At 40.9% G+C, this 24,409-nt stretch carries 21 protein-coding genes; 4 read left to right on the top strand and 17 right to left on the bottom strand.

Translation table 11 applies throughout. The annotated features are described in order from the left end of the window. The first annotated feature begins 11 nt into the window (after positions 1–11). The 3 genes from JKG64_RS17040 (at position 12) to pckA (ending at position 3,172) form a co-directional block, all read left to right on the top strand. A complete protein-coding gene (locus JKG64_RS17040; protein ID WP_210355505.1) occupies positions 12–914 on the top strand; it encodes a S66 peptidase family protein in 903 nt (300 codons plus the stop codon). Positions 915–917: 3 nt separating this feature from the next. Next, positions 918–1,319, top strand: coding sequence for a DoxX family protein (locus JKG64_RS17045; RefSeq protein WP_210355506.1), 402 nt, complete (start codon positions 918–920; stop codon positions 1,317–1,319). 239 nt (positions 1,320–1,558) lie between these two features. Further along, positions 1,559–3,172 carry a phosphoenolpyruvate carboxykinase (ATP) gene (gene pckA, locus JKG64_RS17050; RefSeq protein WP_210355507.1) on the top strand — a complete coding sequence of 538 codons (1,614 nt, stop codon included), beginning with the start codon at positions 1,559–1,561 and terminating at the stop codon, positions 3,170–3,172. 86 nt (positions 3,173–3,258) lie between these two features. On the opposite strand, the gene JKG64_RS17055 is transcribed toward pckA, so the two are convergent. The 17 genes from JKG64_RS17055 to JKG64_RS17135 form a co-directional block, all read right to left on the bottom strand. Continuing rightward, positions 3,259–3,714 carry an ABC transporter ATPase gene (locus JKG64_RS17055; protein ID WP_210355508.1) on the bottom strand — a complete coding sequence of 152 codons (456 nt, stop codon included), beginning with the start codon at positions 3,712–3,714 and terminating at the stop codon, positions 3,259–3,261. 78 nt (positions 3,715–3,792) lie between these two features. Continuing rightward, positions 3,793–4,335 (bottom strand): DUF420 domain-containing protein, encoded by a 543-nt coding sequence (locus JKG64_RS17060; protein WP_210355509.1) that lies wholly within the window; start codon positions 4,333–4,335, stop codon positions 3,793–3,795. A 4-nt stretch (positions 4,336–4,339) separates the two neighbouring features. Continuing rightward, a complete protein-coding gene (locus tag JKG64_RS17065; RefSeq protein ID WP_210355510.1) occupies positions 4,340–5,059 on the bottom strand; it encodes a thioredoxin domain-containing protein in 720 nt (239 codons plus the stop codon). A gap of 2 nt (positions 5,060–5,061) precedes the next feature. Continuing rightward, positions 5,062–5,439, bottom strand: coding sequence for a cytochrome C oxidase subunit IV family protein (locus JKG64_RS17070; RefSeq protein ID WP_133585624.1), 378 nt, complete (start codon positions 5,437–5,439; stop codon positions 5,062–5,064). 28 nt (positions 5,440–5,467) lie between these two features. Then, the gene (locus tag JKG64_RS17075; RefSeq protein ID WP_210355511.1) at positions 5,468–6,205 is read right to left on the bottom strand and encodes a cytochrome c oxidase subunit 3; all 738 of its coding nucleotides are present in this window, start codon (positions 6,203–6,205) and stop codon (positions 5,468–5,470) included. 9 nt (positions 6,206–6,214) lie between these two features. Beyond that, entirely contained in the window at positions 6,215–6,802 is a 588-nt protein-coding gene (locus JKG64_RS17080) for a cytochrome c oxidase subunit 3 (protein WP_210355512.1), read from the bottom strand. Positions 6,803–6,808: 6 nt separating this feature from the next. Beyond that, on the bottom strand, positions 6,809–7,714 hold the full coding sequence (gene cyoE, locus JKG64_RS17085) for a heme o synthase (RefSeq protein WP_210355513.1): 906 nt from the start codon (positions 7,712–7,714) through the stop codon (positions 6,809–6,811). Positions 7,715–7,764: 50 nt separating this feature from the next. Next, entirely contained in the window at positions 7,765–8,808 is a 1,044-nt protein-coding gene (locus JKG64_RS17090; RefSeq protein WP_210355514.1) for a COX15/CtaA family protein, read from the bottom strand. 46 nt (positions 8,809–8,854) lie between these two features. After that, positions 8,855–10,729 carry a cytochrome c oxidase subunit I gene (locus JKG64_RS17095; protein ID WP_210355515.1) on the bottom strand — a complete coding sequence of 625 codons (1,875 nt, stop codon included), beginning with the start codon at positions 10,727–10,729 and terminating at the stop codon, positions 8,855–8,857. Positions 10,730–10,754: 25 nt separating this feature from the next. Beyond that, complete coding sequence (locus JKG64_RS17100; RefSeq protein ID WP_210355516.1) at positions 10,755–12,074, bottom strand: cytochrome c oxidase subunit II; 1,320 nt, start codon at positions 12,072–12,074, stop codon at positions 10,755–10,757. Between the two features lie 40 nt (positions 12,075–12,114). Beyond that, positions 12,115–13,350, bottom strand: a complete 1,236-nt coding sequence (locus JKG64_RS17105; protein WP_210355517.1) for a quinol:cytochrome C oxidoreductase — start codon at positions 13,348–13,350, stop codon at positions 12,115–12,117. A gap of 19 nt (positions 13,351–13,369) precedes the next feature. Further along, the gene (locus JKG64_RS17110; protein ID WP_210355518.1) at positions 13,370–14,026 is read right to left on the bottom strand and encodes a c-type cytochrome; all 657 of its coding nucleotides are present in this window, start codon (positions 14,024–14,026) and stop codon (positions 13,370–13,372) included. Beyond that, on the bottom strand, positions 13,998–14,534 hold the full coding sequence (locus tag JKG64_RS17115) for a DUF3341 domain-containing protein (RefSeq protein ID WP_210355519.1): 537 nt from the start codon (positions 14,532–14,534) through the stop codon (positions 13,998–14,000). The genes JKG64_RS17110 and JKG64_RS17115 overlap by 29 nt, the downstream gene beginning before the upstream one ends. Positions 14,535–14,539: 5 nt before the next feature. Further along, on the bottom strand, positions 14,540–16,021 hold the full coding sequence (gene nrfD / locus JKG64_RS17120) for an NrfD/PsrC family molybdoenzyme membrane anchor subunit (protein ID WP_210355520.1): 1,482 nt from the start codon (positions 16,019–16,021) through the stop codon (positions 14,540–14,542). Between the two features lie 29 nt (positions 16,022–16,050). Next, on the bottom strand, positions 16,051–19,056 hold the full coding sequence (locus JKG64_RS17125) for a TAT-variant-translocated molybdopterin oxidoreductase (protein WP_210355521.1): 3,006 nt from the start codon (positions 19,054–19,056) through the stop codon (positions 16,051–16,053). Positions 19,057–19,094: 38 nt separating this feature from the next. Next, on the bottom strand, positions 19,095–20,378 hold the full coding sequence (locus JKG64_RS17130) for a cytochrome c3 family protein (RefSeq protein ID WP_210355522.1): 1,284 nt from the start codon (positions 20,376–20,378) through the stop codon (positions 19,095–19,097). Positions 20,379–20,975: 597 nt separating this feature from the next. Beyond that, on the bottom strand, positions 20,976–21,962 hold the full coding sequence (locus JKG64_RS17135; protein ID WP_210355523.1) for a LacI family DNA-binding transcriptional regulator: 987 nt from the start codon (positions 21,960–21,962) through the stop codon (positions 20,976–20,978). A gap of 106 nt (positions 21,963–22,068) precedes the next feature. Here JKG64_RS17135 and JKG64_RS17140 point away from each other — a divergent pair, with 106 nt between their 5' ends. Next, entirely contained in the window at positions 22,069–24,330 is a 2,262-nt protein-coding gene (locus JKG64_RS17140; RefSeq protein WP_210355524.1) for a GH92 family glycosyl hydrolase, read from the top strand. The last annotated feature ends 79 nt before the right edge of the window (positions 24,331–24,409 follow it).

Here is a 24,409-nt window from a genome sequence, read left to right on the forward strand (position 1 = left end):
AGAATCTGATCATGAACACACCTACATATCTTAAAAAAGGCGACAAAATCGCCATATTATGCCCTGCAGGCTATATAAAAGAGGATCTTACCCCTGCATTTGACATACTAAGGAGTTGGGGGCTTGAACTGGAAATCTACCCCTCAACCTATGCCCAATGGAATCAATTTGCAGGAGATGATGAACTCCGTACGAAGGATCTACAGCACGCATTAGATGCAACGGATATTAAAGCTATCATCGCTGGCCGTGGCGGTTATGGTTCCGTACGTCTGATAGACCGATTAGACTTTTCCACCTTCAAACAAAGCCCTAAATGGTTCGTCGGATTCAGTGATATCACCGTAATACTCAGCCATATTCAAAGGCAACTGAAAACTGCCAGTATTCACGGACAGATGGTAAAATCATTCCTGGATGCCAGTGCAGAATCTTTAGCGACACTAAAGGCAGCACTCTTCGGAGAGAACAAAGACCTGCAGTATACATTCTCTTCATTCGCTCAGCGTGAGGGCCAAGCCCGAGGAATACTTACAGGAGGTAATCTAGCTATTTTACATAGTATTCTGGCTTCCGATTCCGATGTCAACTACGATGGAAAGATTCTCTTTATCGAAGATGTTGGCGAGTCCTATTACAATGTCGATCGTATGTTGTGGGCACTCAAACGCGCGAAAAAACTAGATAAGCTCAAAGGACTTATCGTTGGAGGATTCACTGGAATGAAAGACTCTGACCCTTCCTTTGGACAGACGGTTGAAGAAATCATAATGGATAAAGTCCAAGAATATGACTATCCGGTAGCTTTTGGTTGTCCAGCAGGACATATAGAAGACAATAGAGCATTAGTCTTTGGTGAAGAAATAGAACTCCACGTTACAGCAGAAAATATTTCCATAACTTACATTAAATAGAGAATGAGCAGTACAAGCACCAAAAAAGATATAGGTTTATTAGTATTACGTACCGTCATAGGTATCTGTATGTTAGCCCTTCACGGTCTCCCTAAATTAATGGGTGGTCCAGAAACATGGAAAAAAGTAGGGGCAGCCATGGGCAATTTAGGTATAAACTTCTTTCCCATAGGATGGGGATTCTCTGCTGCCATAGTAGAGAGCCTATGTGCGCTATTCATCGTCCTCGGACTATGGACAAGACCAAACAGCGTTCTATTGGCTTTTACTATGCTAACAGCTACAATCACTCATCTATCTCAGGGAGATGGCTTTAACACAGCTTCACATGCTATCGAATTGATGGCTGTTTTTATTGCACTAGCACTGATGGGACCGGGAAAATATAGCGTGGATAAAAGATAAACAAATTAACATATTTTATCCAAATCAAGCATCACACATAACACATTTTAGTAAACAGGATTTACAAAATTTCAAAAGTTAGGTTTATTCATCATTAAATAAACAAGATTTGCGTAAAAATGAACCAAATAAATGATTGATATCAGCCATTATAAGCATTTTTTGCAAAAATAAACTTTGTTTATTTTCATTTTGCTATTGTGCCTACCTTAGCTTCGTAAAACAAAATTATGGTAATAATGGAGCTACGTGAATTTGGGACAAAAAGTTCTTCATTCGATTTGAATTCAATTGGGTTAAATGCAGGAACAATACACTGGAACTTAAGCAACGAAAAGCTTACAGCTCAAACCCTAGAGCTAGGACAAGGCACATTAAATGACAAAGGTGCTCTTTGTGTGAATACAGGTAAATTTACAGGTAGATCACCTAAAGATAAATTTGTGGTTAAAGACAACCTTACCGAAAACAGTGTGGATTGGGGCGACATTAATATCGCTATTACAAAAGAGGTTTTTGATAATCTATATCAAAAAATGCGCTCTTATTTAGCTGGCAAAGAAGTCTGGGTAAGAAATTGCTATGCAGGAGCGGATCCTGACTATAGGTTAAGTGTTACTGTAATCAATACCTTACCGTGGGCCAATCTATTCTGTAGCAACCTTTTCATTAGGCCTGCAGAAGACGAGTTAACAGCATTCGAAAAAGAATGGGTTATTCTTCAGATCCCTGAATTTGAGGCAGACCCAGCAGTAGATGGAACCAGATCGGCAAATTTTACGATTGTTAATTTCACGGAAAAAGTCATTTTAATCGGAGGAACAGCCTACACCGGTGAGATGAAAAAAGGAATTTTCTCTGTACTCAACTTTATACTTCCGCATCAGTACAACGTCCTTCCGATGCACTGTTCGGCCAATGAAGGTAAAGATGGCGATGTCTCGTTGTTTTTCGGCTTGAGCGGAACGGGTAAGACTACGCTTTCTGCGGATGCGAACAGGTCACTTATCGGAGATGATGAGCACGGCTGGGCCGACGGATCTGTCTTCAACTTTGAAGGAGGATGCTACGCAAAGTGCATCGACTTGAGCGCAGAAAAAGAGCCTGAAATCTATGCAGCGATTAAACCAGGTACACTATTGGAAAATATTTCTTTTTTCAAGGACAGTAATGTTGTTGACTTTGCAGACGCAAGTATCACAGAAAACACGCGTGCTGCTTATCCTATTGATTACATTCCCAATGCAAAAGAGCCTTCTTTAGGTGGTAAACCTAAAAATATATTCTTCTTGACTTGTGATGCTTTTGGTATACTTCCTCCAATATCGAAATTAACCAAAGCGCAGGCTATGTATCACTTCATATCAGGGTATACAGCGAAAGTAGCCGGTACAGAAGTAGGCATTACAGAGCCGCAAACGACTTTTTCGGCATGTTTCGGTCGCGTATTCCTACCTTTACACCCTACAAAATACGCAGAGCTCTTAGGTGAGAAATTAGAGAAGAACCCAGACGTCAATGTATGGTTGATTAATACAGGCTGGACCGGTGGTAAATACGGCGTAGGTAAGCGCATGAACTTAAAGTATACACGAGCTATGATAAATGCGGCTATGCGTGGTGATCTAGACAATGTAGAATATGTTCCGCATGTTGTATTTGGTCTTTTAAAACCACAATCCTGCCCAGGTGTTCCAGCAGAGGTATTAAACCCTCGGACAACATGGTCAGATCCTGAAGCATATGATCAACAGGCATTAGCGCTTGCGCAACTTTTTGTCAACAACTTCAAGCAATACGAAGATGAAGCTAGTGAAGAGATTCGTTCCGCTTCTCCACGAACAGCTTTATAATAGTAAAAGGGCTTCTATCACATATAGAAGCCCTTTTTTAGTTTATACCTTTAACAAAACAACGAGCCAGAAGCTCGCTATCCCTACTAAAAAACCTTACTGTGCCAACTGTCTCTAAAAGGGATTACCCATTTCGACCCAAAATCTATTGAATTCTGCACTAAATTATTAAAGACCAACGTGTCTGCATGCACTGTACCGCTTTTAACAAGAGATTCGAATTCTCCTCTACCAACCAGGTTAACAGATCCCTTATCATCAATAAAAGAGACCTTCATACGATCAAAAAAGTCAACTCCTAATCGCTCCCCCAGTCCTTTCAAAAAGTGGACAGATTTATCGATTGAACATCCCGTAACTCCAGCCTGCTCTTCATCAACCTCCAAAATCACAAAAAGATTATCCTTCACAATCCCCTTTCCTGCCAACGCAGAGCCATGAGCTGTCCACGATGAAACAAAATCGGCAAGCGCCGTTTCTATGGCTTGTACCTGCTCTCCAGAAAGCAATCTATCCGCCTGATATATCCAAACTCTATTCATTTTATTAGTATTTAGTATTGAGATGTGAGACAGTAAAAACTATATAGCCACCTTCACTATCCTCACCTTCGTCACTTTCTAATGCGCGTAATAAGGCGATATCATAAGGTAGACAACAACACCGGTTACCGCTACGTACAACCACATCGGATAGGTAATACGCGCTAAACGCTTGTGTCGCTCGTAAGCGCCCGCTATTCCTCTCACAAACGTGAAAAGCACAAATGGGATAATCACGATAGAGAGAACGATATGCGTAATCAGGATAAAAAAGTAAACATATCGGATAGCACCTTCGCCTCCATAGGAAGTAGACACCGAGGTCATATGATAAGCCACGTACATAACCAAAAATAAAGACGAACACAGCATGCACACCTTGATCAGGCTCTCATGCAGCTTAAAATTACCTCGCTTTACAGCAGATACTGCCCACACCAATAACACGGCGGTAAGACCATTGATAGTAGCATATATCGGAGGCAGAAAGGACAAAGGTTGTACATCATAGCCCAGCTTAGGAAGGTTCACACCAAACAACGCTGCTACTGCCAACGGAATAACAACCGATAAGGTCCAAATCCAACCTTTATACTTCTTTTCTTCTTCTGTCATTGCCATAAAACTACTTCTTTTCTACTTTTAATGGATTGTTCCTTGCTTCCTCAACAAGCTGCACCTTAATTTCATCTTCCAGTCTCTCGATATTTGTCTTCAGATTGATATCGTAAAAACCGCGTATTCTCCGTTGTGAGTCAATTAAGATATACTGACTACTGATTGTAAATCTGCTTGGATCCGCGGGGTCTTGTAACGCATCGCTCAATAGCTGTTCGCGTACATAAGGCAGTATATCATCACTTCCCAACAGTATTTCCCAATGTGTCTCCAATCCTTTCCTATAGGTATTGCTTAACGCTTCCAAATTTACAATCTTGTCCGCAGAATCAATAGAGATAGAGTAGAACTTGACTTTGTGATTATTTTTGAAACGTTCGACTACTGGGCGTAAGTTCTCCAATAACGTAGCTGATAGTCCCTTATCTGAGGCATAAAATGCATGCACAACAGAAATCAGCGAATCCGTACCCAGGAAGCGCACCGAATCACCTGAACTATTAAGCAGCTCCAGTGGCTTAATCTGATGAAAAACAGTATCGGGGATCTCACGTCCCATCTTACGGTTCATCTTGCCCGACAAGTGCTTCTCGCCGTACACAGGTAGCTTTAAATAGGTATTAGAGCCAATTTTATTAAGGGCTATATACAAAAATCCTGGCACTAGTAGTACTATAGCCAGGATTATGAAAGTCGAAATATTCTTTCTTCTCGTTTTATTTTGCATTATTACTTATTTGGGAAAACTGGATGCTCCTGAAAGTGTGTTAACAGGTAGTTTCCTTCAACTAAAATCAAAATAATAAAATAAATGATAAAAAGGAAAACGATACTCGTCGTAACGATGAAGCCTGACTTCTCAAATTTCAAGTGCATAAAAAATGCAACGATATAGTACGCTTTCACTAGTGTCAATACGATATAAATAGTATTAACTAACGCTCCTTTTTGCAATATTCCCCAGTGGTGAACGAATCCTAATGCAATTAGGAACTCTAATGCTGTAAGTGCCAGTAAAACAAAAAATACTGACCAAATACGCTTTTTATCCATTCCTTCTTCGTGCCCGTGTTCGCCGTGTGCACCTATATTTTCGTGGTTTGCCATTTCTTTAGATAAATTGCTAAGTGTATAATTAGATTAAGTAGAAGAATGTAAATACAAATACCCACACTAAATCTACAAAGTGCCAATAAAGACCTACTTTCTCTACCATCAAATAGGTACCTCTTCTTTCGAACGTATTATTCAACGTCATACAAAGAATGATAATATTCAACAAGATACCAATGGATACGTGAAATCCGTGGAAACCTGTGATTGTAAAGAACAAGTTTGCAAATTGCAATGCCGCTGTATAAGAGATATCATTGGTAAAATAAGGCCTCAATGTCTCTGCGATCATCGCCGGATCAGTCATACCTGTAGCTGGGTTTCTTCCAAACCAAAATCCTTGGTGATGTAAGTGTGACCATTCTAATGCCTGACAGCCGACAAACATCAAACCGCCTAAAATAGTCCATAACATCCACTTAACGACCTCGTGCTTAGAATTCCGATGTCCAGCCTCTACAGCTAATACCATAGTAACTGAAGACATAATCAAGATAAAGGTCATAATACCCACAAAGACCAAAGGTTGGCCAGAATCAGCAATTCCCGGGATAGACTGGAAAACCTTATCCGCATCGATCCAAGTAGGTTGCGCAAATTTTTGAGCACCATAATAAATTAAGAATGCTGAAAATGTAAAGGCATCCGACACCAAGAAAAACCACATCATGATCTTTCCATACTCTAAGTTCCAAGGTGACCTACCACCGTTCCATGGTCCGTCTTTAACCTTATCCAATTGCGATACAGTTGTACTCATTGTTTACTATTATTGATTCAAAAGTAAGAAAACATATATATAAATCCATAAAAGATCTAGAAAATGCCAAAAAACAGTAGCTAGATCCATTCGAAACACGTTGTCCCCTTGGGGTATGCCCTTCAATACCCCAGTAAGGGCACGCAGAAGAACCAATATCCCTACGACAATGTGTAAAAGGTGTAATCCAGTGAACACGTAGATGAAAGACTGAGAAGCGTTATTATTGATAAAATAAACACCTTGCTCTGTCAAGACCTTCCATGCCTGTACCTGAACTACAAAAAAGATAATACCGAGCACCACTGTGACAAGCAACAATAGTTTCTGTCTCCCGATATTTCCCAATTTAGCGGCTGAATAGGCTAAATGCAGCGTAATGCTGCTCAACACTATAGTCAGCGTACTATAAATAAAAGCCTGTGGCAGGATTGTTTTGATCCCTTTGTCTACTCCACTAGCCGTATACACTATAAAACCACTAGAAAGAGCGGCAAACATCATAAACATACCAATGATACCCAACCAAAGGTTGAACTTCTTGGCTTTTCTTGTCTGCTGTAATTCTTCTTCCAAATTCATCGTTATATTTCCCATCTTTAATTAAAAAGGAATAAAATCAAATAAAAGTACGAGCTGTGTGAGTGGCAAGTACAAAAAGGAAACATACATTACCTTCTTGGCTGATGCGTCCGTACGTAGCTTATAATGTTGATAACCGTACCAGGTAAACATCAGCCCACCTAACAAAGACACAATCGTAAACACCAAACCTCCAAAACCGTAATACATTGGCAAAAAGCCAGCTGGTATCATCAACAACGCTGAAATAAAAATCATCGCTGCTGAAGTGCTATCTTTCTTAGTTGTTGGCAATAAACGAATACCTGCATTCCTATAATCGTCGTCTGCTACCCAAGCAATAGCCCAAAAATGAGGGTACTGCCAGAAAAACTGAATAGTAAACAACACCAAAGGAGTAATCACCACTGCTGCTTCACTAACCGCTGCGTACTCCAAGCCGAAACCGGCGGATCTGAAAGCGGCATAGTATCCGATCAACGGCGGCAACGCTCCTGGAATGGCCCCTACAAATACCGCAATAGGCGATTTCTGTTTCAGCGGGGTATACACGAAAGCATACAAAAATATAGAAAACACCGATAGCAAACCTGCGATAAAATTAAGCTTTACGAGAACCATTGTCCCCAAAATGCCCATAAAAACACTCAAGACCAACGCCTGCCCGGTAGTCATACGACCGGAAGGCAACGGGCGGTCCATCGTCCGCTTCATCAGTTTATCTATATCTTTCTCAATGATCTCGTTGAATCCGTTAGCGGCACCTGTTACCAGAAAACCGCCAATTGTCAACAATACCCAGTTGAGCCACATCACTTCACCCTGTTGTTTAGCTCCTATCAAAAATGATATAGATGCAGAAAAAACAACAGTTAACGTTAATCTTAATTTGACTAATTTGTTAAAATCGGATATAAAAGTCTTCATTTAATTCTTCACCTCCCTGTGCGCTAAAAAAGAAAAAACAACATTTCTCATTATCTCTTCAACTTAGTCATCAAAAGCATTAAATAATATTGTGCTCCAAAAAACAGACTCGCGATTACCAAGTGTGTTGTCTGAGCGACGGCAGGTACCGAAAAACGAGCAAGAATAATTCCTGTGGCCATTTGAATCAGTACCAAGATGAAAACAATCCATGCATAGCGACTTTGAATAGAATTTACACTGAACCTATTCTTCACCAAAAAGAAAAATAAGACCGTGATTGCAAACGTCACATAGGCCAAAATCCGATGGATCTCGTATACACTACCTATCGAGTCGATCCAGGTTGTTCTATCTTTACCCAAATAGTTTAGATGATCTATCGCCTCACGAACTTCAGTACCGTATACGACCTGCACCAGCATAATCACCAAGGAGAACATAGCTAATGCTTTAAGACCTCCAGATGGGTAGTTGATTAAAATAGTCTTATTTCTAAAAGTAGTTGCCAGATAGAACGTATATATACTGATCGCCACTATAATGAGTGCCAACAGCATGTGTACCGTGATAATCCAAGGCATCAAATTCGTAGAAACAACTATGGAACCTAACCAAGCCTGTAATACTACTGCAAAAAGATTAAGAACGCTCCATACAAAGATGGATGGTTTGGATTTGATGTAAGTGAATGCGTATATAGCGGAAAAAAGGAGTGCAAACCCTGCGAACACACCGGCTAGCCTGTTGATATACTCCGTCCAAGTCTTTGCCACATTAAATTCTTCATGTTTCAAAATAGACTCGTCGTGACGGATATTATCCGCAAGCTCCGGGAAGCCAAATAACTCGACCATTCTTGCGAAACGATCATTCTTTTTAACTCTACCGTCGATATAGTGCTGCTCATAGCCTTCCGGCAACTGAGAAACATGGGTAGGCGGTACAATCTGATTGAAACACTTTGGCCAATCTGGACAGCCCATCCCTGAACCTGTACTTCTTACTACACCACCAGCTGTGATAACGACAAATAAGATAAATATCGTAAACCTATTGATTTTAACAAATCTCTTTTCTCCAGCTGGATACATCGATTACACTTTACATCATCCATGTAATAGAAGGTAGGTTAAAAACCTAACCTTCTACTACTCTATTATTTTCTTTGTTCCACTGCTCTTGTATACGAACAGCTTCATCATCTCCTTCAAAATCGTGCATCATATTCGAACTCATTGTTTGCGAGAATGGTACGTTCTGAGGGATAAAATCTTCGTCATGACCAGGCTTAGAATAATCATAAGGCCAACGGTATACTGTAGGGATTTCTCCCGGCCAGTTGCCATGAATATGTTCTACTGGAGTAGTCCACTCCAATGTATTTGAATTCCAAGGGTTCTGCGTTGCTTTCTTACCATTCCAGATAGAACCGAAGAAGTTAATCAAAAACGCTAATTGTCCAAGACCTGCAATGATAGCAGCCCAAGTAACCAATACGTTGACAGAAACCCATTTCTCCATGAAAGGGAACTCCGTAAACGCGTAGTAACGACGAGGCACACCATCAATACCCATAAAGTGCATTGGGAAGAATACCAAGTAAGCGCCTACGAAAGTCAACCAGAAGTGGAAATAACCCAATTTCTCGTTCATCATTCTACCGAACATTTTTGGATACCAGTGGTACACACCACACAACATACCGAAGATAGATGCAGATCCCATTACCAAGTGGAAGTGAGCTACAACAAAATACGTATCGTGTAAGTTGATATCCAATGTTGCGTTACCTAAGAAAATACCTGTCAAACCACCAGAGATAAAGAAAGATACCATACCGATAGCAAACATCATCGCTGGAGTGAAACGAATATTACCTCTCCACAACGTCGCCATATAGTTAAATGCCTTAACTGCTGAAGGTACCGCAATAATCAACGTTGTAATCATAAATACTCCTCCTAAGAAAGGATTCATACCAGTTACAAACATGTGGTGTCCCCATACGATAAATGAAAGTACGGTAATACCTACTAAAGAGTAAACCATCGCGTGGTAACCGAAGATCGGTTTACGAGAGTTTGTAGAGATAACTTCAGAAGTCAAACCTAACGCAGGCATAACAACGATATAAACCTCAGGGTGACCTAAGAACCAGAATAAGTGCTGAAACAAGATCGGAGAACCACCTTCATTAGGTAAAATCTGACCGCCTACTACCAAATCCGATAAGTAGAAAGAAGTACCCGCAGAACGGTCGAATATCAACAATACAACAGCTGAAACTAATACTGGGAATGAAAGTAAACCCACAATCGCAGTCAAAAAGAAAGACCAGATAGTCAAAGGCATTCTCCAAAGATCCATACCTTTTGTACGCATATTTAATACCGTACTGATGTAGTTAACACCACCCATTACCTGAGAAGCAATAAACAACACCATACTTGCTAACCATAATGACATACCTAGACCTGATCCGGCAATCGATGTTGGAAGAGCTGACAACGGAGGATAGATAGTCCATCCTGCAGATGCTGGTCCACTCTCTACGAAAAACGAACCGATCATAATCACACAGGCTACAAAGAAGAACCAGTATGACAACATGTTCATAAATGGAGACGCCATATCGCGAGCACCCAATTGATAAGGTATCAAAAGGTTACTAAACGTACCGGACAGACCTGCTGTCAATACGAAGAATACCATCATGGTACCGTGAATGGTTACTAAGGATAAGAAGAACTCCGGTTTAATACGACCACCTTCAGCCCATTTACCCAAAAATACTTCCAATATTGGAAAATCTTTATCCGGCCAAGCAAGTTGGATACGGAATAAAAGGGATAATAACATGGCGAAAACTGCCATAATGATACCCGTGATCAAGAATTGCTTCGCAATCATCTTATGATCCTGACTAAAGATATACTTCGTTAGGAAAGTCTCATGGTGATGACCATGTGCATCATGATGACCTGCGTCGTGTGATATAACTGTGCTTGACATATTCTATTATAAATTCTTTTAACAATTAATTTACAGAAGCTGTTGTAATCCCTTCAACTTGATCCGTATTCGCAAACTCTTGCTGAAGCTCTTCCGTGAAATACTTCTGTTGCTTGCTCAACCAATCTTTGTATTCCGCTTCTGTAACTACGATTACTTTCTTACCCATATTCCAGTGTCCTGAACCACAGATCTTATTACACAACATAATGAAGTTGTAATTAGGATCGTTCATCCGATCACGCATCTCTTCTGTAGTCACCGTAGGTGTAAACTGGAAGTAGTTTGTCATACCCGGTACAGCGTTAACTTGTACACGGAAATCAGGAATATAGAATGAGTGAATAATATCTTTAGAAATAATGTGGAAGCGAACCGATTTGTTCACCGGTATAACGATGTCCTCTCCGCGAATATCATCCCATGAGTTTTTATCGTTAAAATCGATACCATAACCATTCGTTGGTGATGTCATCTTATAGTTCCTTTTACCGATGATACCATCAGCTCCAGGATAACGAACGTGCCATTGGAACTGCTCGCCTAATACTTCAACCTGTATTGCAGATTTTTGAAGCTCTTCAGGTACGTTTGTAATCGATCTCCATGTAAAGAAACCGAACAAAACCAAAACTGTCAAAACAATCGCAGGAACAATAGTCCAGATACGTTCGATAGAATCGTTGTGTGGGTAATAGTAAGCCGTCCGCTTCGCTCTCATTCGGTACACATAGGTGAACGACAATAAGACGATATGCGTCACCACCATCACAAATGTAGTGATAGCTAAGGTGATGATAAACATCTGATCGATCTCTTTACCGTGCTCTGTAGCAGCTTCTCTCCAAGCCCAGCTACCCCAAACCGAATACGAATAATACGTACCACTAAGGAAGAAAACTAAAAACAAAAGCAACAGGCCTGCCTGCCAGTTGTTATTACTTAATGGATTGTACTTACCATTCATCTTACGTGTAAGCACGTAGACAGAATGGATTTTTCCGACCACTGCAATGATTGTACACGCTACCAAGAACAGTAGCACGTAGTAGAAAAAGTTCTTGTACACCTGAGGAGCTATTTTAGTAGCTTCCTCTGCTTTCACAACTGCAGCTCCGTCAGCTACTGCCTCAGATACATTAGTAGCGCTAGAATCTGTAACAACAGCTGTTCCAGCAGTATCTACCGATGCTGAGTCTGTCGTCGCAGTTGTAGCAACTTTCGCCACAGTATCAACTACCGTAGAATCACTTTGTGCTGCCGTAACTGGCGCTACAAAATACAAGCTGATCAATAGTAGTAAACCCAATATGGATTTGAACCTGTTATTTATTTGTAAATTCATTTCTTATAATAAACGTTTGAACGTGATCTCCTTAGTTCTATTAAATTTGATGATGTAGACTCTCATCCAAGAACGGATGATTCTTCGGTGCCAATGCGTGCTTACTTAATTTAGTCATCACTAAAAACGTAAACAATCCACAAAAACCGATAGCTGTACCTACTTCAATAATACCAAATCCTCTCTCTGTATCAACCGTACCTGGCATTACCATAATGTAATAGTCTAACCAGTGACCGCATAGCAACAATATAGCAACAAACAACATTGCATTTTGCTTACGCTTAGCATCTCTATCCACCAATAACAATAAAGGTGCAACAAAGTTAATAACTATACTTAACCAAAACCACAATTTATATTCCGGTTCGAAACGTTTGTAGAAATATACAGTCTCTTCCGGGATGTTTGAATAATAGATCAACATAAATTGAGCAAACCAAACGTAAGTCCAGAAGATAGAGAAACCGAAGATTAACTTACCTAAGTCATGTAAATGGTTTTCATTTACCCAAGCCATGTAGCCTGCTTTCTTCAATAGAATCAATATAACTGTGATAACACATAGACCACTAACCCACATTGCGGCAAAGTTGTACCAACCGAACATAGTAGAGAACCAGTGTGCTTCAAGAGACATGATCGTATCGAAAGACCAGATTGGAGTAGTAAATCCAAAAATAACTAAGAAAATAGCAGATAACTTAAATCCTTTTTTGTAGGATGTAAGTCCACCTTGCAAATCCTCATTGTAAGATAGTTTCGCTAGAATAAAAGCGAAAATACTGTAAGTACCCATGAATAGAATCTGACGAATCAAGAATCCTGGTACATTTAAAAACGCAGCTTTACCCGCAACCAAGGCATCGTAATTTGGACTGTTAGGATCTGTTAATCCTTCTGCATGCCAATGATGATAAAGATTGTGCGTGTATAATCCTAAACCTACTATTAGTAAAAGTACTAATGATGCTATAGGTAAAATACTCGCCATAGCCTGAGGAATACGGATTAATCCGGCAGACCAAGCTGACTGTGTTACTAATTGAAGAGCGACGAAAAACGCTCCGGCTGCACATACACAAGTGAAGTAATACCCCATCAATAATAGGTTAGCATATGTACGCTCAACAATAATATGTTCACTTGATAACATACCGAATGCAACGGCAGCTATACCCAATACGATAGCAACTAGGCTAAACACCTTAGCCGTGCCAGCAAAAGTATACTGCTCGCTAAAATTATAATCGTGATGATGATTGTGAGTTCCCATTTATAAAATTGATGTTAGGTTATTTCTTTTGTAATTCTTGTACATACATAACTACTTTCCAACGTTCTTCTGGATTCAACTGAGACGCGTGCGACCCCATTGTATTCAAACCGTAGTAAATAGTATGATAAATCTTTCCTACTGTAAGATCAGCCATCAAACCTCCTCGTGAAGAGTTAGCACCAGACGACTGTGCGTACGATGGAGGAGGAGGGAAATTTTCTAACTTCCTTGTACCTCTTGAGTCTGTAACCTGACGATCCTTCGTAATAGAACCGTCGCCTTTACCTTCTTTACCGTGACATACTGCACAGTTAGCAATAAATAAATGCTCACCTGCTGCTAGATTCTCTTTTGTCACAGGAAGAGGGTTAGTTACCTCAGCACCTGCACGGGTATAGTCCTCAACAGTATTTTTGAAATCTGCTCCGAAACGCTCAAAACCAATAGGATCTGTTCCTGCAGGAGGCGTTTGGGCTGTTTGCTTATTCTTAAAATTATTATTTGGTTGATCTGGATTGTAAGCAATCGGATCATACATATTACGCGAAAATTCTAATCCCGTGCTACGTGTTGTGCCATCACCACAAGCAGTAGTTACTGCAGCGAAAGCTACCGCTACACATACAGCGCCAAGAAAATTCTTCTTATTCATAACTAACATATTTTCTTTCATTGTATTTAACTTCTACTGCTCCTGCTTCCTTCAACAAATTATCAATCAACTCGTGGTTAGCATTGTCACGTGCATCGATAGCGATGATAAAACGATCGTCTGTCGCTCTCAAATCCATAACGCGAGGTGCGCGTCCTGGAAATAAATGATTGCGGAAGAAGAATGTCGCTACCATACCCAATGCACATAATAAAATCGTAACCTCGAATGTTACCGGTACAAAGTTAGGTAATGGCATAGAAGGCTTACCACCAATATTCATTGGCCAGTCGTAAGACATCGTGAAATACAACAAACTAAATCCTAACATTAATCCCAAACCTCCAAAACAAAATGCTGCGATAGGTAAGCGTGAAGGCTTAACCCCTAGCTTCGCTTCAATACCGTGGATAGGCATTGGAGTAAAACAATCGTATATGCTGATGTTATTTGCTTGCAATCTATCAATCCCGTCCATCATTTCGTCAGGATCCGCAAAACTTCCTAATATATATTTTGTATTGCTCATTGCTACTATTTTTTACGTAATGCGTTAATTTCTTCCTCTGTTACAGAGTCATATTTCTCCAATGAATTTCTAAAGAATTCAACCTGATCCTCAGGGAAAGCTCCTTCTTGAACAAGCTTAGTTTTATGTTGCAAACTAGAGCTCTTCAATAATAACTTCACTTCGGCTATCGCTATACCTGGTAAGAAACGCAAGAACAATAAGAACAAAGTAAAGAACAAACCGATAGATCCTACAAAGATACCGACATCCACCCAAGTTGGGTAGAACATCGCCCATGACGATGGTAAATAATCACGGTGCAACGAAGTAACGATAATTACGAAACGTTCGAACCACATACCGATATTTACGATGATTGACAGAATCCAAGAGATAGGAATACTTGTACGGATTTTTTTAAACCAGAACAACTGTGGAGAGATAACGTTACACGTCATCATTGCCCAATATGCCCAAGCATAAGGTCCAGCGATACGATTTGCAAATGCATACATCTCATACTCAGAACCAGAATACCAAGCGATGAACAACTCTGTTAAGTAAGCAACCCCAACGATAGATCCCGTTACCATGATAATCTTGTTCATGGCCTCGATGTGGAACATCGTGATGTAATGCTCAAAGTTCATGACCTTACGAAGGATCAACAATAACGTCTGTACCATCGCAAAACCAGAGAAGATCGCTCCCGCTACGAAGTAAGGAGGGAAAATCGTGGTGTGCCATCCTGGAATAACAGACGTTGCAAAGTCCATAGATACAATCGTGTGTACCGAAAGTACAAGTGGAGTCGAGATACCCGCTAAGATTAACGAAACAATCTCGAAACGCTGCCACGATTTTACAGAACCGTTCCATCCAAAAGAAAGAACGGAATAAATTTTCTTTCTTAATCCATGTGCACGGTCACGTACCGATGCGATATCAGGTAACAAACCACAGTACCAGAATACTAAAGATACCGTGAAGTACGTTGAAATCGCGAAGGCATCCCATACCAATGGCGAGTTAAAGTTAACCCATAGCGATCCGAACTGGTTTGGCAACGGGAAAATCCAGTACGCTAACCAAGGACGGCCCATGTGCGCTACAACATAAGTTGCGGCACAGATAACGGCGAAAATTGTCATCGCCTCTGCTGAGCGGTTAATGGAGTTCCGCCAGTTTTGACGGAAAATTAATAATACCGCTGAAATCAGCGTTCCGGCGTGCCCGATACCTACCCACCACACAAAGTCGGTAATATCCCAAGCCCAACCTACAGTTTTATTTAGACCCCAAGCACCGATACCCGTCCAGAACGTGTATCCAACACTTATGACCCATAACATAGCTCCACACACGGCTACGATAAATCCTATCCACCAAGCTTTGTTTGGCTTATTCTCAACCGGCAATAGGATATCATCAGTCACTTGTGCGTAAGTGATGCCCTTACCGGTCATTAATGGTTCTCTTAATATTGATTCGTTATGCGATGACATAGTTTTTTTATTTCAGATATAGAATAAAATTATGCTTCAAATGTGTTTCTTACTTTAGTCATGTAACCGATGTTCGGCTGAACATTGATTTCTTCTAGTACGTAATACACACGCTCGTTGCGTAATGCTTTTGATACTTCAGATTCAGGATCGTTAGCATCACCAAAGATAATTGCGTTTGCTGAACATGCCGCTTGACAAGCCATTTTAACGTCACCATCTTTCAATTTACGATTCTCCATCTTAGCCTGCAATTTACCTGCCTGAATACGTTGGATACACATCGAACATTTTTCCATTACCCCACGGGAACGTGTAGTAACATCAGGATTCAACACCAACTGAGTGAACTCATTGTTCAAGTAGTTATCAAAACGGGAATCATTCCAGTAGTTGAACCAGTTGAAACGACGTACTTTATATGGACAGTTGTTCGCACAGTAACGAGTACCGAAACAACGGTTATAAGCCATATGGTTAAGACCTTCAGAAGAGTGTACTGTTGCCAATACCGGACATACCGTTTCACATGGAGCATGCTCACAGTGCTGACACAACATAGGCTGATGAACAACCGTTACGTTCTCAAAGTCATCAATATGTGCTATTTCTTTCTCTTTGGTATATTTAGTACCATTATCTTCGATTGTGTAGTAACGGTCGATACGTAACCAGTGCATCTCACGACGACGACGAACCTCATCACGTCCTACAACAGGAATGTTATTTTCAACGTTACACGCTACGATACACGAACCACAACCTGTACATGCATTCAAGTCGATAGCCATAACCCATTTGTGGCCTGGTTGCTCAAACTTGTTCCACAAATCGTATGTTTTGTGCGTATCAGAGAAACGACCAGACTCCGAATTAGGATCTTTCAAATACTTCGCGAAAGTAGTCTCGCGAATAATATTACGGCCCTCGATAGTATGGTGTGTCTGCGTTTGCGCCAATTCGTAAGTACCGGAAGCTTTAGTTACTGTAGCTTTAGCAGCTAACTGTACTGTACCGTTCACCAATGTAGCGAAAGGATAAGCATTGTAACCTACATTATTACCCGCTTTACCAACATGTGTACGACCGTATCCTAAAGCGACAGAAACTGTACCCATTGCTTGTCCTGGTTGCAATACAACTGGAAGTTCAAGGCTGTAACCGTTAGCTTCAACTTTCACTTTACCATTCTCACCCAAACCTAATTGCTCTGCAAATTTAGGGTTAAGGGCTGCATAGTTGTCCCAAGTAACTTTAGAAACCGGATCAGGCAATTCTTGCAAATAAGCGTTGTTTGCATAGCGACCATCACGCATCACTGTAGACTCGTACAATTTCAACTCGACCTCGCCAGCGACTTTCTTAGCATCGGCAACGATTGCTGAAGATACCGCGTTCACATCAACATTCGCAGAATAAGATGATCCTTGGTTTGTTCCTTTATAGATATATCCAACTTGTAGTACGTCTTTCCATGACTTACCTGTTCCAGCTAAAATAGTAGCATCCCAAGTTTGTTTTACGAAATCGTAGATACTTGTTGTCTCGCCAGCCCAAACCAACAAACTTTGCTCAGCCTGTCTTGTGTTGAATACTGGGTTGATTGTCGGTTGTACAACGGTATATAAACCTTCTTTAGAAGATGCATCACCCCATGATTCCAAATAAGTAGGAACTGGTGCGATAGCGTTCAACGTAGAAGCAGTTTCCTCTGCGCGATCAGCAAACGACAATGTAAAGTCTATTTTCGCAATAGCTGCTTTAACATCCTCTGCTTTAAAGTAATCGTAAACCGGGTTGCTGTTTAAGAAGAATGCAACGCCAACCTGTCCAGCTTTTGCAGCTGTCAAGAACTGTTGGAATGCAGCATCTGAACCTTGGTGTTGCTTAGAGTAATTATCTAAATCGATAATCGTACCGTAAGCGCCCAATTGCGTATTGATTGCATTTACTAACGACTGAACATTCACATCGTTCGATCCTGCAACAACGATAGATTTCCCTTTCGCTGCAACCAATTCTTTCGCAGCCAACTTGATAGCCGTTTGTGCTTTCGCATTCGTAGTACCACCAGCAACAGACTGTCCTGTGATCTCATTGTATAATGAAATCAATACAGCACCTTCTTCTGAAGGCTTGATAGCGATACGAACGTCAGCATTTGAACCGGTCATCGAAAGACCAGATTCGAATTGGATATGACGTGACATCTTACCGTTTTTCAACGATTTGTAGTCACGGTTTTTGATATAATCTTGTGTATGCTCTTCACCTGCCAACCAAGATCCTAAGAAATCAGCTGCAACTGAAACAACAATCTGTGCATTACCGAAATTGTAACTTGGAATTACAGCTTTGCCAAAATTGTTTTTATTTGCTTCAACAATACCGCTATACGATATTGCATCTACTTGAATATGATTAGCAGTAGGGTATTTTGCAGACAATTTAGCAATAGATGCCAATGTCGAAGGTGAATTCACCGTGTTAGAGACAATGGTAATCTGCTTGCCTGCTGCTGCTGCTTTTGTTAATGCTGCGATTACCGTAGCATCTAATTTAGACCATTCTACATCTTTACCACCAATCTGTGGATTCTGTAATTTGGACATATCGTACAAATCAAGAACAGAAGCCACTGTATTAGCATCAGTACCTTGATTCAAACCAACACCATTTGGATTTGCCTCTACAGAAATAGGACGACCCTCACGTGTTCTAACCAAAATACTCTGTCCATTAAAAGAGGAAGCATAATAGTTTGGAATACCTGGAGTAATCTCCTCTGGCTTGATTACATAAGGAACAGCCTTGTGAACCGGTGTACGGTTACATGCTGCCAACGTAACAGCGCCCAAACCAAACCCTAAAGCTTTCAAGAAATCACGACGTGGAGTTCTTGTACTTAAACCTGCTTCATTTAATACATCTTCTACAGGAATAGGCTCAGCAAACTCCCCTTTGTTGTTTTCAACAAAAGCAGGCGTTTGATTCAATTCTTCTAAACCCTTCCAATATTTTTTATTGCTATCCATTTAAGCTGTATATAAGATTGCGTTTTTCGATTTAATTATTAATAGTGACACTTTCCACACTCGAGACCGCCGATCATAGCCGCAGTCATCTTCTCACCCTTCTTCAATTTCTCATGTGCCTCGATCAACTGATCGTAGTATTTATTATCGGCATTCACCTCTGTCGTTTTGTGACAGTCCACACACCATTTCATGGTCAATGGCGAATACTGATACACCTCTTCCATCGTCTCGATAGGACCGTGACATGTCTGACATTCAATACCTGCAACAGATACGTGCTGCGAGTGGTTGAAGTAAGCAAAATCCGGCAAGTTGTGAATTCTAACCCACTCGATAGGACGCGGATTATCACCATACGTACGTGTATCTGGATTCCAGTCTACAGCACGGTACAATTTCAGGATCTCTGGTGAAGTCTCGCCATTGTAGTGATCTGAAGCGGTGATTGTATTGTGACAATTCATACACACATTCGCAGATGGAATAGATGCATTCTTAGATTTAAAAGCACCACCGTGACAGTACTGACATTCAATCTGGTTGACACCAGCGTGTATCTGGTGAGAGAATTTAATTGGCTGTACCGGCTTATAACCCTGATGCACACCAACATTCCACATCGTCTGCCATCCTAAAACAGCCAACAAACCAACAACCATCAATGCAGCAAAACCAACAAGCTTCTTGTTTTTCAAGAACTTCTGAGCAAACTTAACCTTACCAGTCTCCTCTACTGATTCATTACGTGCACGGGCAGCTTCTACAGCCACTTGATTATTAGCAATAACCTTCTCTAATGTTTTAGTAACACGACTCAAGATCACGATTACCCCTATCGCTAACAAGAAGATAGCAGCCATACCAATAATCATAAAATTATTAGCATCATTAGACGCAGTAGCACCACCTGTCGCCCCACCCTCAGCAGGTCCAGCAGCCAAACGCGCCTCTTCTTCTTTTACGAAAGCAATAATACCTTTGATCTGATCATCTGAAAACTGTGTAAAAGCAGGCATCGCTACTTTATTGTACTCTTCAAAGATCTGTTTAGCCATAGGATCTCCTGAAGCAATCATTGCTCCCGAGTTTTTAATCCATTTAACTAACCATTCTTCATCATGACGTTCGGACATACCAGACAAAGCTGGACCAGTAAACTTCTTGTCAATCTTATGACAAGAACTACAGTTTGCCTTAAATAACGCAGCCCCTTCTTTTGCATCCTGCGCGTTTGATGTCGTTGTAACGGCAAATAACAATACCAAACTGATCGATATTGACTTCGCAAGTCTTCCCAATACGGATGAGATATTTCTCATATTTAGCACTTTATACTATTTATTTATGAATATAAAAATTACTTTACTCTATTGCTGGAGTACACAGTCCTACCAAACAATGCACAAAAGTATGACTTTATAAACAATCCCTGACAATTTAATGACGCAAATTATCAATTTAAAACCATTCTAAATAGGTTTGTCTGTTTTCACAAAAGCATGCTCACGCTATTAAAAACAAACTTATATTGATATCGCTGTCACACTCAAGACCTCCGTTTCAAAAAAAGTGACAAGACGAATTATTTTAAATGCAAAAAATCATTTACCAGTAAAAAGTAAACCAGTATATTAGTATCTGTGCTCAAAATCTTCGTTAAGCGAAGGTCCTATATTCTATGTTTTTTCAACAAGTATGAGTCCTAGCATTTTGCACCGCACAGCATGATTGATATATATAAATAGTAAGCAAGACAACAAAATGAACCGTGAAGAAGAATACGCTGATCTTGCTCCGAACAGCTGGAACCCACATCTATCAAGAACTGATATGGAATAACAATTATTAACACACACCTCTTTTCGCAAGAGATACCGTATTTACTTTCTCTTTAGGAACCTATCTCGGAGAACCAACTAGCGAACAATTATCTCACAGGGCACAACCACCTGCACTAACCCCTTACTTTTACCATTAATCTCATCAATCAGTATATGGACTACCTGCCGTGCGATTTCATGGATATTTTGGGATATCGCACTAATGCCGGGCTCTACCAAAGAGAAAAGCGCATTTTCATCAAAGGAAACCAACTTCTCAAGAGATAGGTTATAACGCTTGATAGCCTTCAGACCAGAGAGTGCTAAATAATTAGTCGCAAACAATACGCCATCCAGCTGATTTTCCTGTATAAAATCCTTAATCTGATGAACAGTCTCGTCCTCAGGTTGCGCACGTACAATTTGCTTGATCAAGACATCTTTTCCCAACGAATCTACCGCCTCTTTATAACCATCCATCCGGCCCCGCATCTGCAACTGACTTGAATCAATAGTAACCAACCCAACCCGAGCAGATTTTTTCTCATTCAATAGCAAACACGTACCTGCATATGCTCCTTTATGATTTTCGGAAATCACAAAATTAGTCTCTAAATCCTCAAGATGACGATCGAATAATACGACAGGCACATTGTTTTTCAACAGCTTCTGGATAACTTCGGTCAATCCTTCGGTTGGCGCTATAATGAAACCATCGATTTGCCTATCGTAAAAAAGCTGTATCAGCTCCTTGGCCCTATTCACATCGTTATTCATACTACAGTAAACGATATGATACCCAAAATCGTAAGCAAACTTCTCAATCTGATCTGCAATATTCGCAAAAAAGGAATTCGAAATATCCTCAACCAGTAAACCTAAGGTCTTAGACTTGCCTGTTCGCAAGCTCTTTGCCAATTGATTGGGCTTATAGCCCACCTGCTCAACATAATCCAGCACTTTTTTCGTCATTGCCTCACTTATACGCTTTTCCTTGGCCTTATCATTTAATATAAAAGACACTGTAGTAACAGAAATGCCCAGGTTTTTTGCAATATCAGAAATAGAGAGTCGCTTCTTCATCCGTCTAAACTACTAAAATATTACAAAATTTTAGCACGGAAATATTCGAATATTTGCTAAAAGGTTTTATCTTCACAGAACAATAACACTATCAGACACTAAGCTTATGATAACCAAATCCTCTAAAGCTTACTTTTCCGTAGCCTTTCTATTATTAAGCTTAGGAACTAGTAATGCGCAACAAGTAGATTACACACAATATGTAAATCCACATATCGGCTCTGCAGAACATGGTCATGTTTTTGTAGGCGCCAATGTACCTTCTGGCGCTGTACAGCTCGGCCCCAGCCAAATCGCTCAAACCTGGGACAAATTCAACGGCTGGGACTGGTGTAGTGGTTATAACTATAAAAGCGAAGAAATTCTAGGCTTCACCCATACCCACCTCAGCGGAACGGGCATCGGCGACCTCAACGACTTATTGATATTACCGGCCACAGGCAAGCATCATCTAGTCCCTGCTCCTTTTGGAAAGATGGATCAAGGATATGGCTCCAGCATCAGCAAAGCCAATGAAACGGTCCGCCCAGGCTATTATAAGGTACAGCTCGAAGATTATGGCATACTTGCCGAAATGACAAGCTCCGAGCGCGTAGGTTACCATCGTTATACCTTTCAAAATAAAAACACACCGCATCTCCTGATTGACTTAGGCTTTCAGATGAACTGGGATAAGGCGACAGACACATACCTTAAACTAGTGGACGAACATACACTAGTGGGATATCGGTTTTCAAAAGGTTGGGCGGATGACCAAAAGGTATATTTTGCCATTACGTCTTCTACCTCACTAAAAAACACGCAGTTTTACAACGGCAACAAAAAGGTAAACGAATACCTCGTAGCGAAAGGCCCACATATCAAAGCCATCATCGACATCGATGCAGGAGCACCTGTAGAGCTGAAGGTAGGGCTCTCTCCTGTGAGTACAGAAAATGCTCTGAACAATATACAGCGCGAAATACCGGGATGGGACTTCAATCAGGCTAAATCCAATGCAACTAGAAAATGGAATGAAGCACTAGGAAAAATAGCCTATGAAGCTGACCCAAGAGCAAAAACAATTTTCTACACAGCATTATACCATTCCTATTTTGCACCTACGATTTTCAACGACGCCAACGGTGACTATATGGGAACGGACAAGCAGGTACATCGTCAGGAAAATTTTGAAAACTACACGCTATTCTCCCTTTGGGACACCTATCGAGGACTACATCCTTTGATGACACTCTTGGAAAACAAAAAGAATAAAGACTATATCAAGACCATGCTCAAAATATACCAACAACAGGGCAAACTACCTGTATGGCATCTTTGGGGCAACGAGACGAATACGATGGTCGGACTCCCTGCTATCCCCGTGATTGCAGACGCACTACTTAAAGGCTTTATTGACAAAGCGGATCAAGAGCTCGCTTTTGAATCCGTAAAAACGACGGCCATGGGTTATGAAAACGGTTTGCAATTCGTCCGTGAGCTCAGCTACATACCTATTGACAGTATGGATCATGAATCGGTAGCCTGGGCACTAGAATACGCTATAGCCGACTTTGGTGCTTACAAGATGGCCAAATACCTCAATAAAGAGGAAGACGCCAAATATTTTGAGCAACGCTATAAGTTGTATGAAAAATACTTCGACAAGGAAGTGGGGCACTTCGTCGGGCGTCACTCGAACGGAAACTTCCGCCGTCCGTTCGATCCGCTCATGGCCAAACATAGAGAAAACGATTACTGCGAAGGCAACGCATGGCAATATACCTGGCTTGTACCCCAAGATGTAAATGGACTAATGAATCTTTTCGGTGGCGAACAACAATTCTTAAACAAACTCGATGAATTTATCCACCTACCCGAAGTACTGGATGACGCTTCTCCAGATATATCAGGCATGATCGGCCAATACGCGCAGGGCAATGAACCCAACCATCACGTCCCTTATCTATATGCCTATGCAGGGCAACAGTGGAAAGGGGCAGCATTGGTCCATAAGGCGATGACAAAGTACTACACCGATCAGCCAAATGGTCTATGCGGGAACGACGATGCGGGACAAATGAGCGCCTGGTATGTATTTTCCTCAATGGGAATTTATCCTGCCAACCCTATGGACGGCAAATATGTATTTGGATCGCCACTCATGAAGTCTGCGAAAATAACACTTGGCAATGGTAAAACTTTCGAGATTGTGGCGAAAAACCAGAGTAAAGACAATATCTACATCCAACGGGCGACATGGAACGGCCAACCCTATGACAAAAGCTATATCACGCATGAAGCTATCATGGGCGGTGGCAGGCTTGAATTTGAAATGGGCAGCAAACCAAATAAGAAGTTTGGACAGGCTAAAGAAGCAAGACCATAGCAAATGGCTTATGGCTAATGGCTATCAGCTATTTGCTAACAGCTATCTGCTATTTGCTAACAGCCATTTGCTAACAACT

It is taken from the genome of Sphingobacterium tabacisoli (genome assembly GCF_017908035.1).
Classification (GTDB): domain Bacteria; phylum Bacteroidota; class Bacteroidia; order Sphingobacteriales; family Sphingobacteriaceae; genus Sphingobacterium; species Sphingobacterium tabacisoli.

Excerpts from the sequence above, each read along its gene's own strand:
- JKG64_RS17140 (WP_210355524.1), top strand. The coding sequence starts at position 22,069 with ATGATAACCAAATCCTCTAAAGCTTACTTTTCCGTAGCCTTTCTATTA.
- nrfD (WP_210355520.1), bottom strand. The coding sequence starts at position 16,021 with ATGTCATCGCATAACGAATCAATATTAAGAGAACCATTAATGACCGGT.
- JKG64_RS17115 (WP_210355519.1), bottom strand. The coding sequence starts at position 14,534 with ATGAGCAATACAAAATATATATTAGGAAGTTTTGCGGATCCTGACGAA.
- JKG64_RS17055 (WP_210355508.1), bottom strand. The coding sequence starts at position 3,714 with ATGAATAGAGTTTGGATATATCAGGCGGATAGATTGCTTTCTGGAGAG.
- JKG64_RS17060 (WP_210355509.1), bottom strand. The coding sequence starts at position 4,335 with ATGGCAATGACAGAAGAAGAAAAGAAGTATAAAGGTTGGATTTGGACC.
- JKG64_RS17095 (WP_210355515.1), bottom strand. The coding sequence starts at position 10,729 with ATGTCAAGCACAGTTATATCACACGACGCAGGTCATCATGATGCACAT.
- JKG64_RS17080 (WP_210355512.1), bottom strand. The coding sequence starts at position 6,802 with ATGGGAAATATAACGATGAATTTGGAAGAAGAATTACAGCAGACAAGA.
- JKG64_RS17040 (WP_210355505.1), top strand. The coding sequence starts at position 12 with ATGAACACACCTACATATCTTAAAAAAGGCGACAAAATCGCCATATTA.
- JKG64_RS17110 (WP_210355518.1), bottom strand. The coding sequence starts at position 14,026 with ATGAAAGAAAATATGTTAGTTATGAATAAGAAGAATTTTCTTGGCGCT.
- pckA (WP_210355507.1), top strand. The coding sequence starts at position 1,559 with ATGGAGCTACGTGAATTTGGGACAAAAAGTTCTTCATTCGATTTGAAT.
- JKG64_RS17130 (WP_210355522.1), bottom strand. The coding sequence starts at position 20,378 with ATGAGAAATATCTCATCCGTATTGGGAAGACTTGCGAAGTCAATATCG.
- cyoE (WP_210355513.1), bottom strand. The coding sequence starts at position 7,714 with ATGAAGACTTTTATATCCGATTTTAACAAATTAGTCAAATTAAGATTA.
- JKG64_RS17070 (WP_133585624.1), bottom strand. The coding sequence starts at position 5,439 with ATGGCAAACCACGAAAATATAGGTGCACACGGCGAACACGGGCACGAA.
- JKG64_RS17065 (WP_210355510.1), bottom strand. The coding sequence starts at position 5,059 with ATGCAAAATAAAACGAGAAGAAAGAATATTTCGACTTTCATAATCCTG.
- JKG64_RS17135 (WP_210355523.1), bottom strand. The coding sequence starts at position 21,962 with ATGAAGAAGCGACTCTCTATTTCTGATATTGCAAAAAACCTGGGCATT.
- JKG64_RS17125 (WP_210355521.1), bottom strand. The coding sequence starts at position 19,056 with ATGGATAGCAATAAAAAATATTGGAAGGGTTTAGAAGAATTGAATCAA.
- JKG64_RS17075 (WP_210355511.1), bottom strand. The coding sequence starts at position 6,205 with ATGAGTACAACTGTATCGCAATTGGATAAGGTTAAAGACGGACCATGG.
- JKG64_RS17105 (WP_210355517.1), bottom strand. The coding sequence starts at position 13,350 with ATGGGAACTCACAATCATCATCACGATTATAATTTTAGCGAGCAGTAT.
- JKG64_RS17090 (WP_210355514.1), bottom strand. The coding sequence starts at position 8,808 with ATGTATCCAGCTGGAGAAAAGAGATTTGTTAAAATCAATAGGTTTACG.
- JKG64_RS17045 (WP_210355506.1), top strand. The coding sequence starts at position 918 with ATGAGCAGTACAAGCACCAAAAAAGATATAGGTTTATTAGTATTACGT.
- JKG64_RS17100 (WP_210355516.1), bottom strand. The coding sequence starts at position 12,074 with ATGAATTTACAAATAAATAACAGGTTCAAATCCATATTGGGTTTACTA.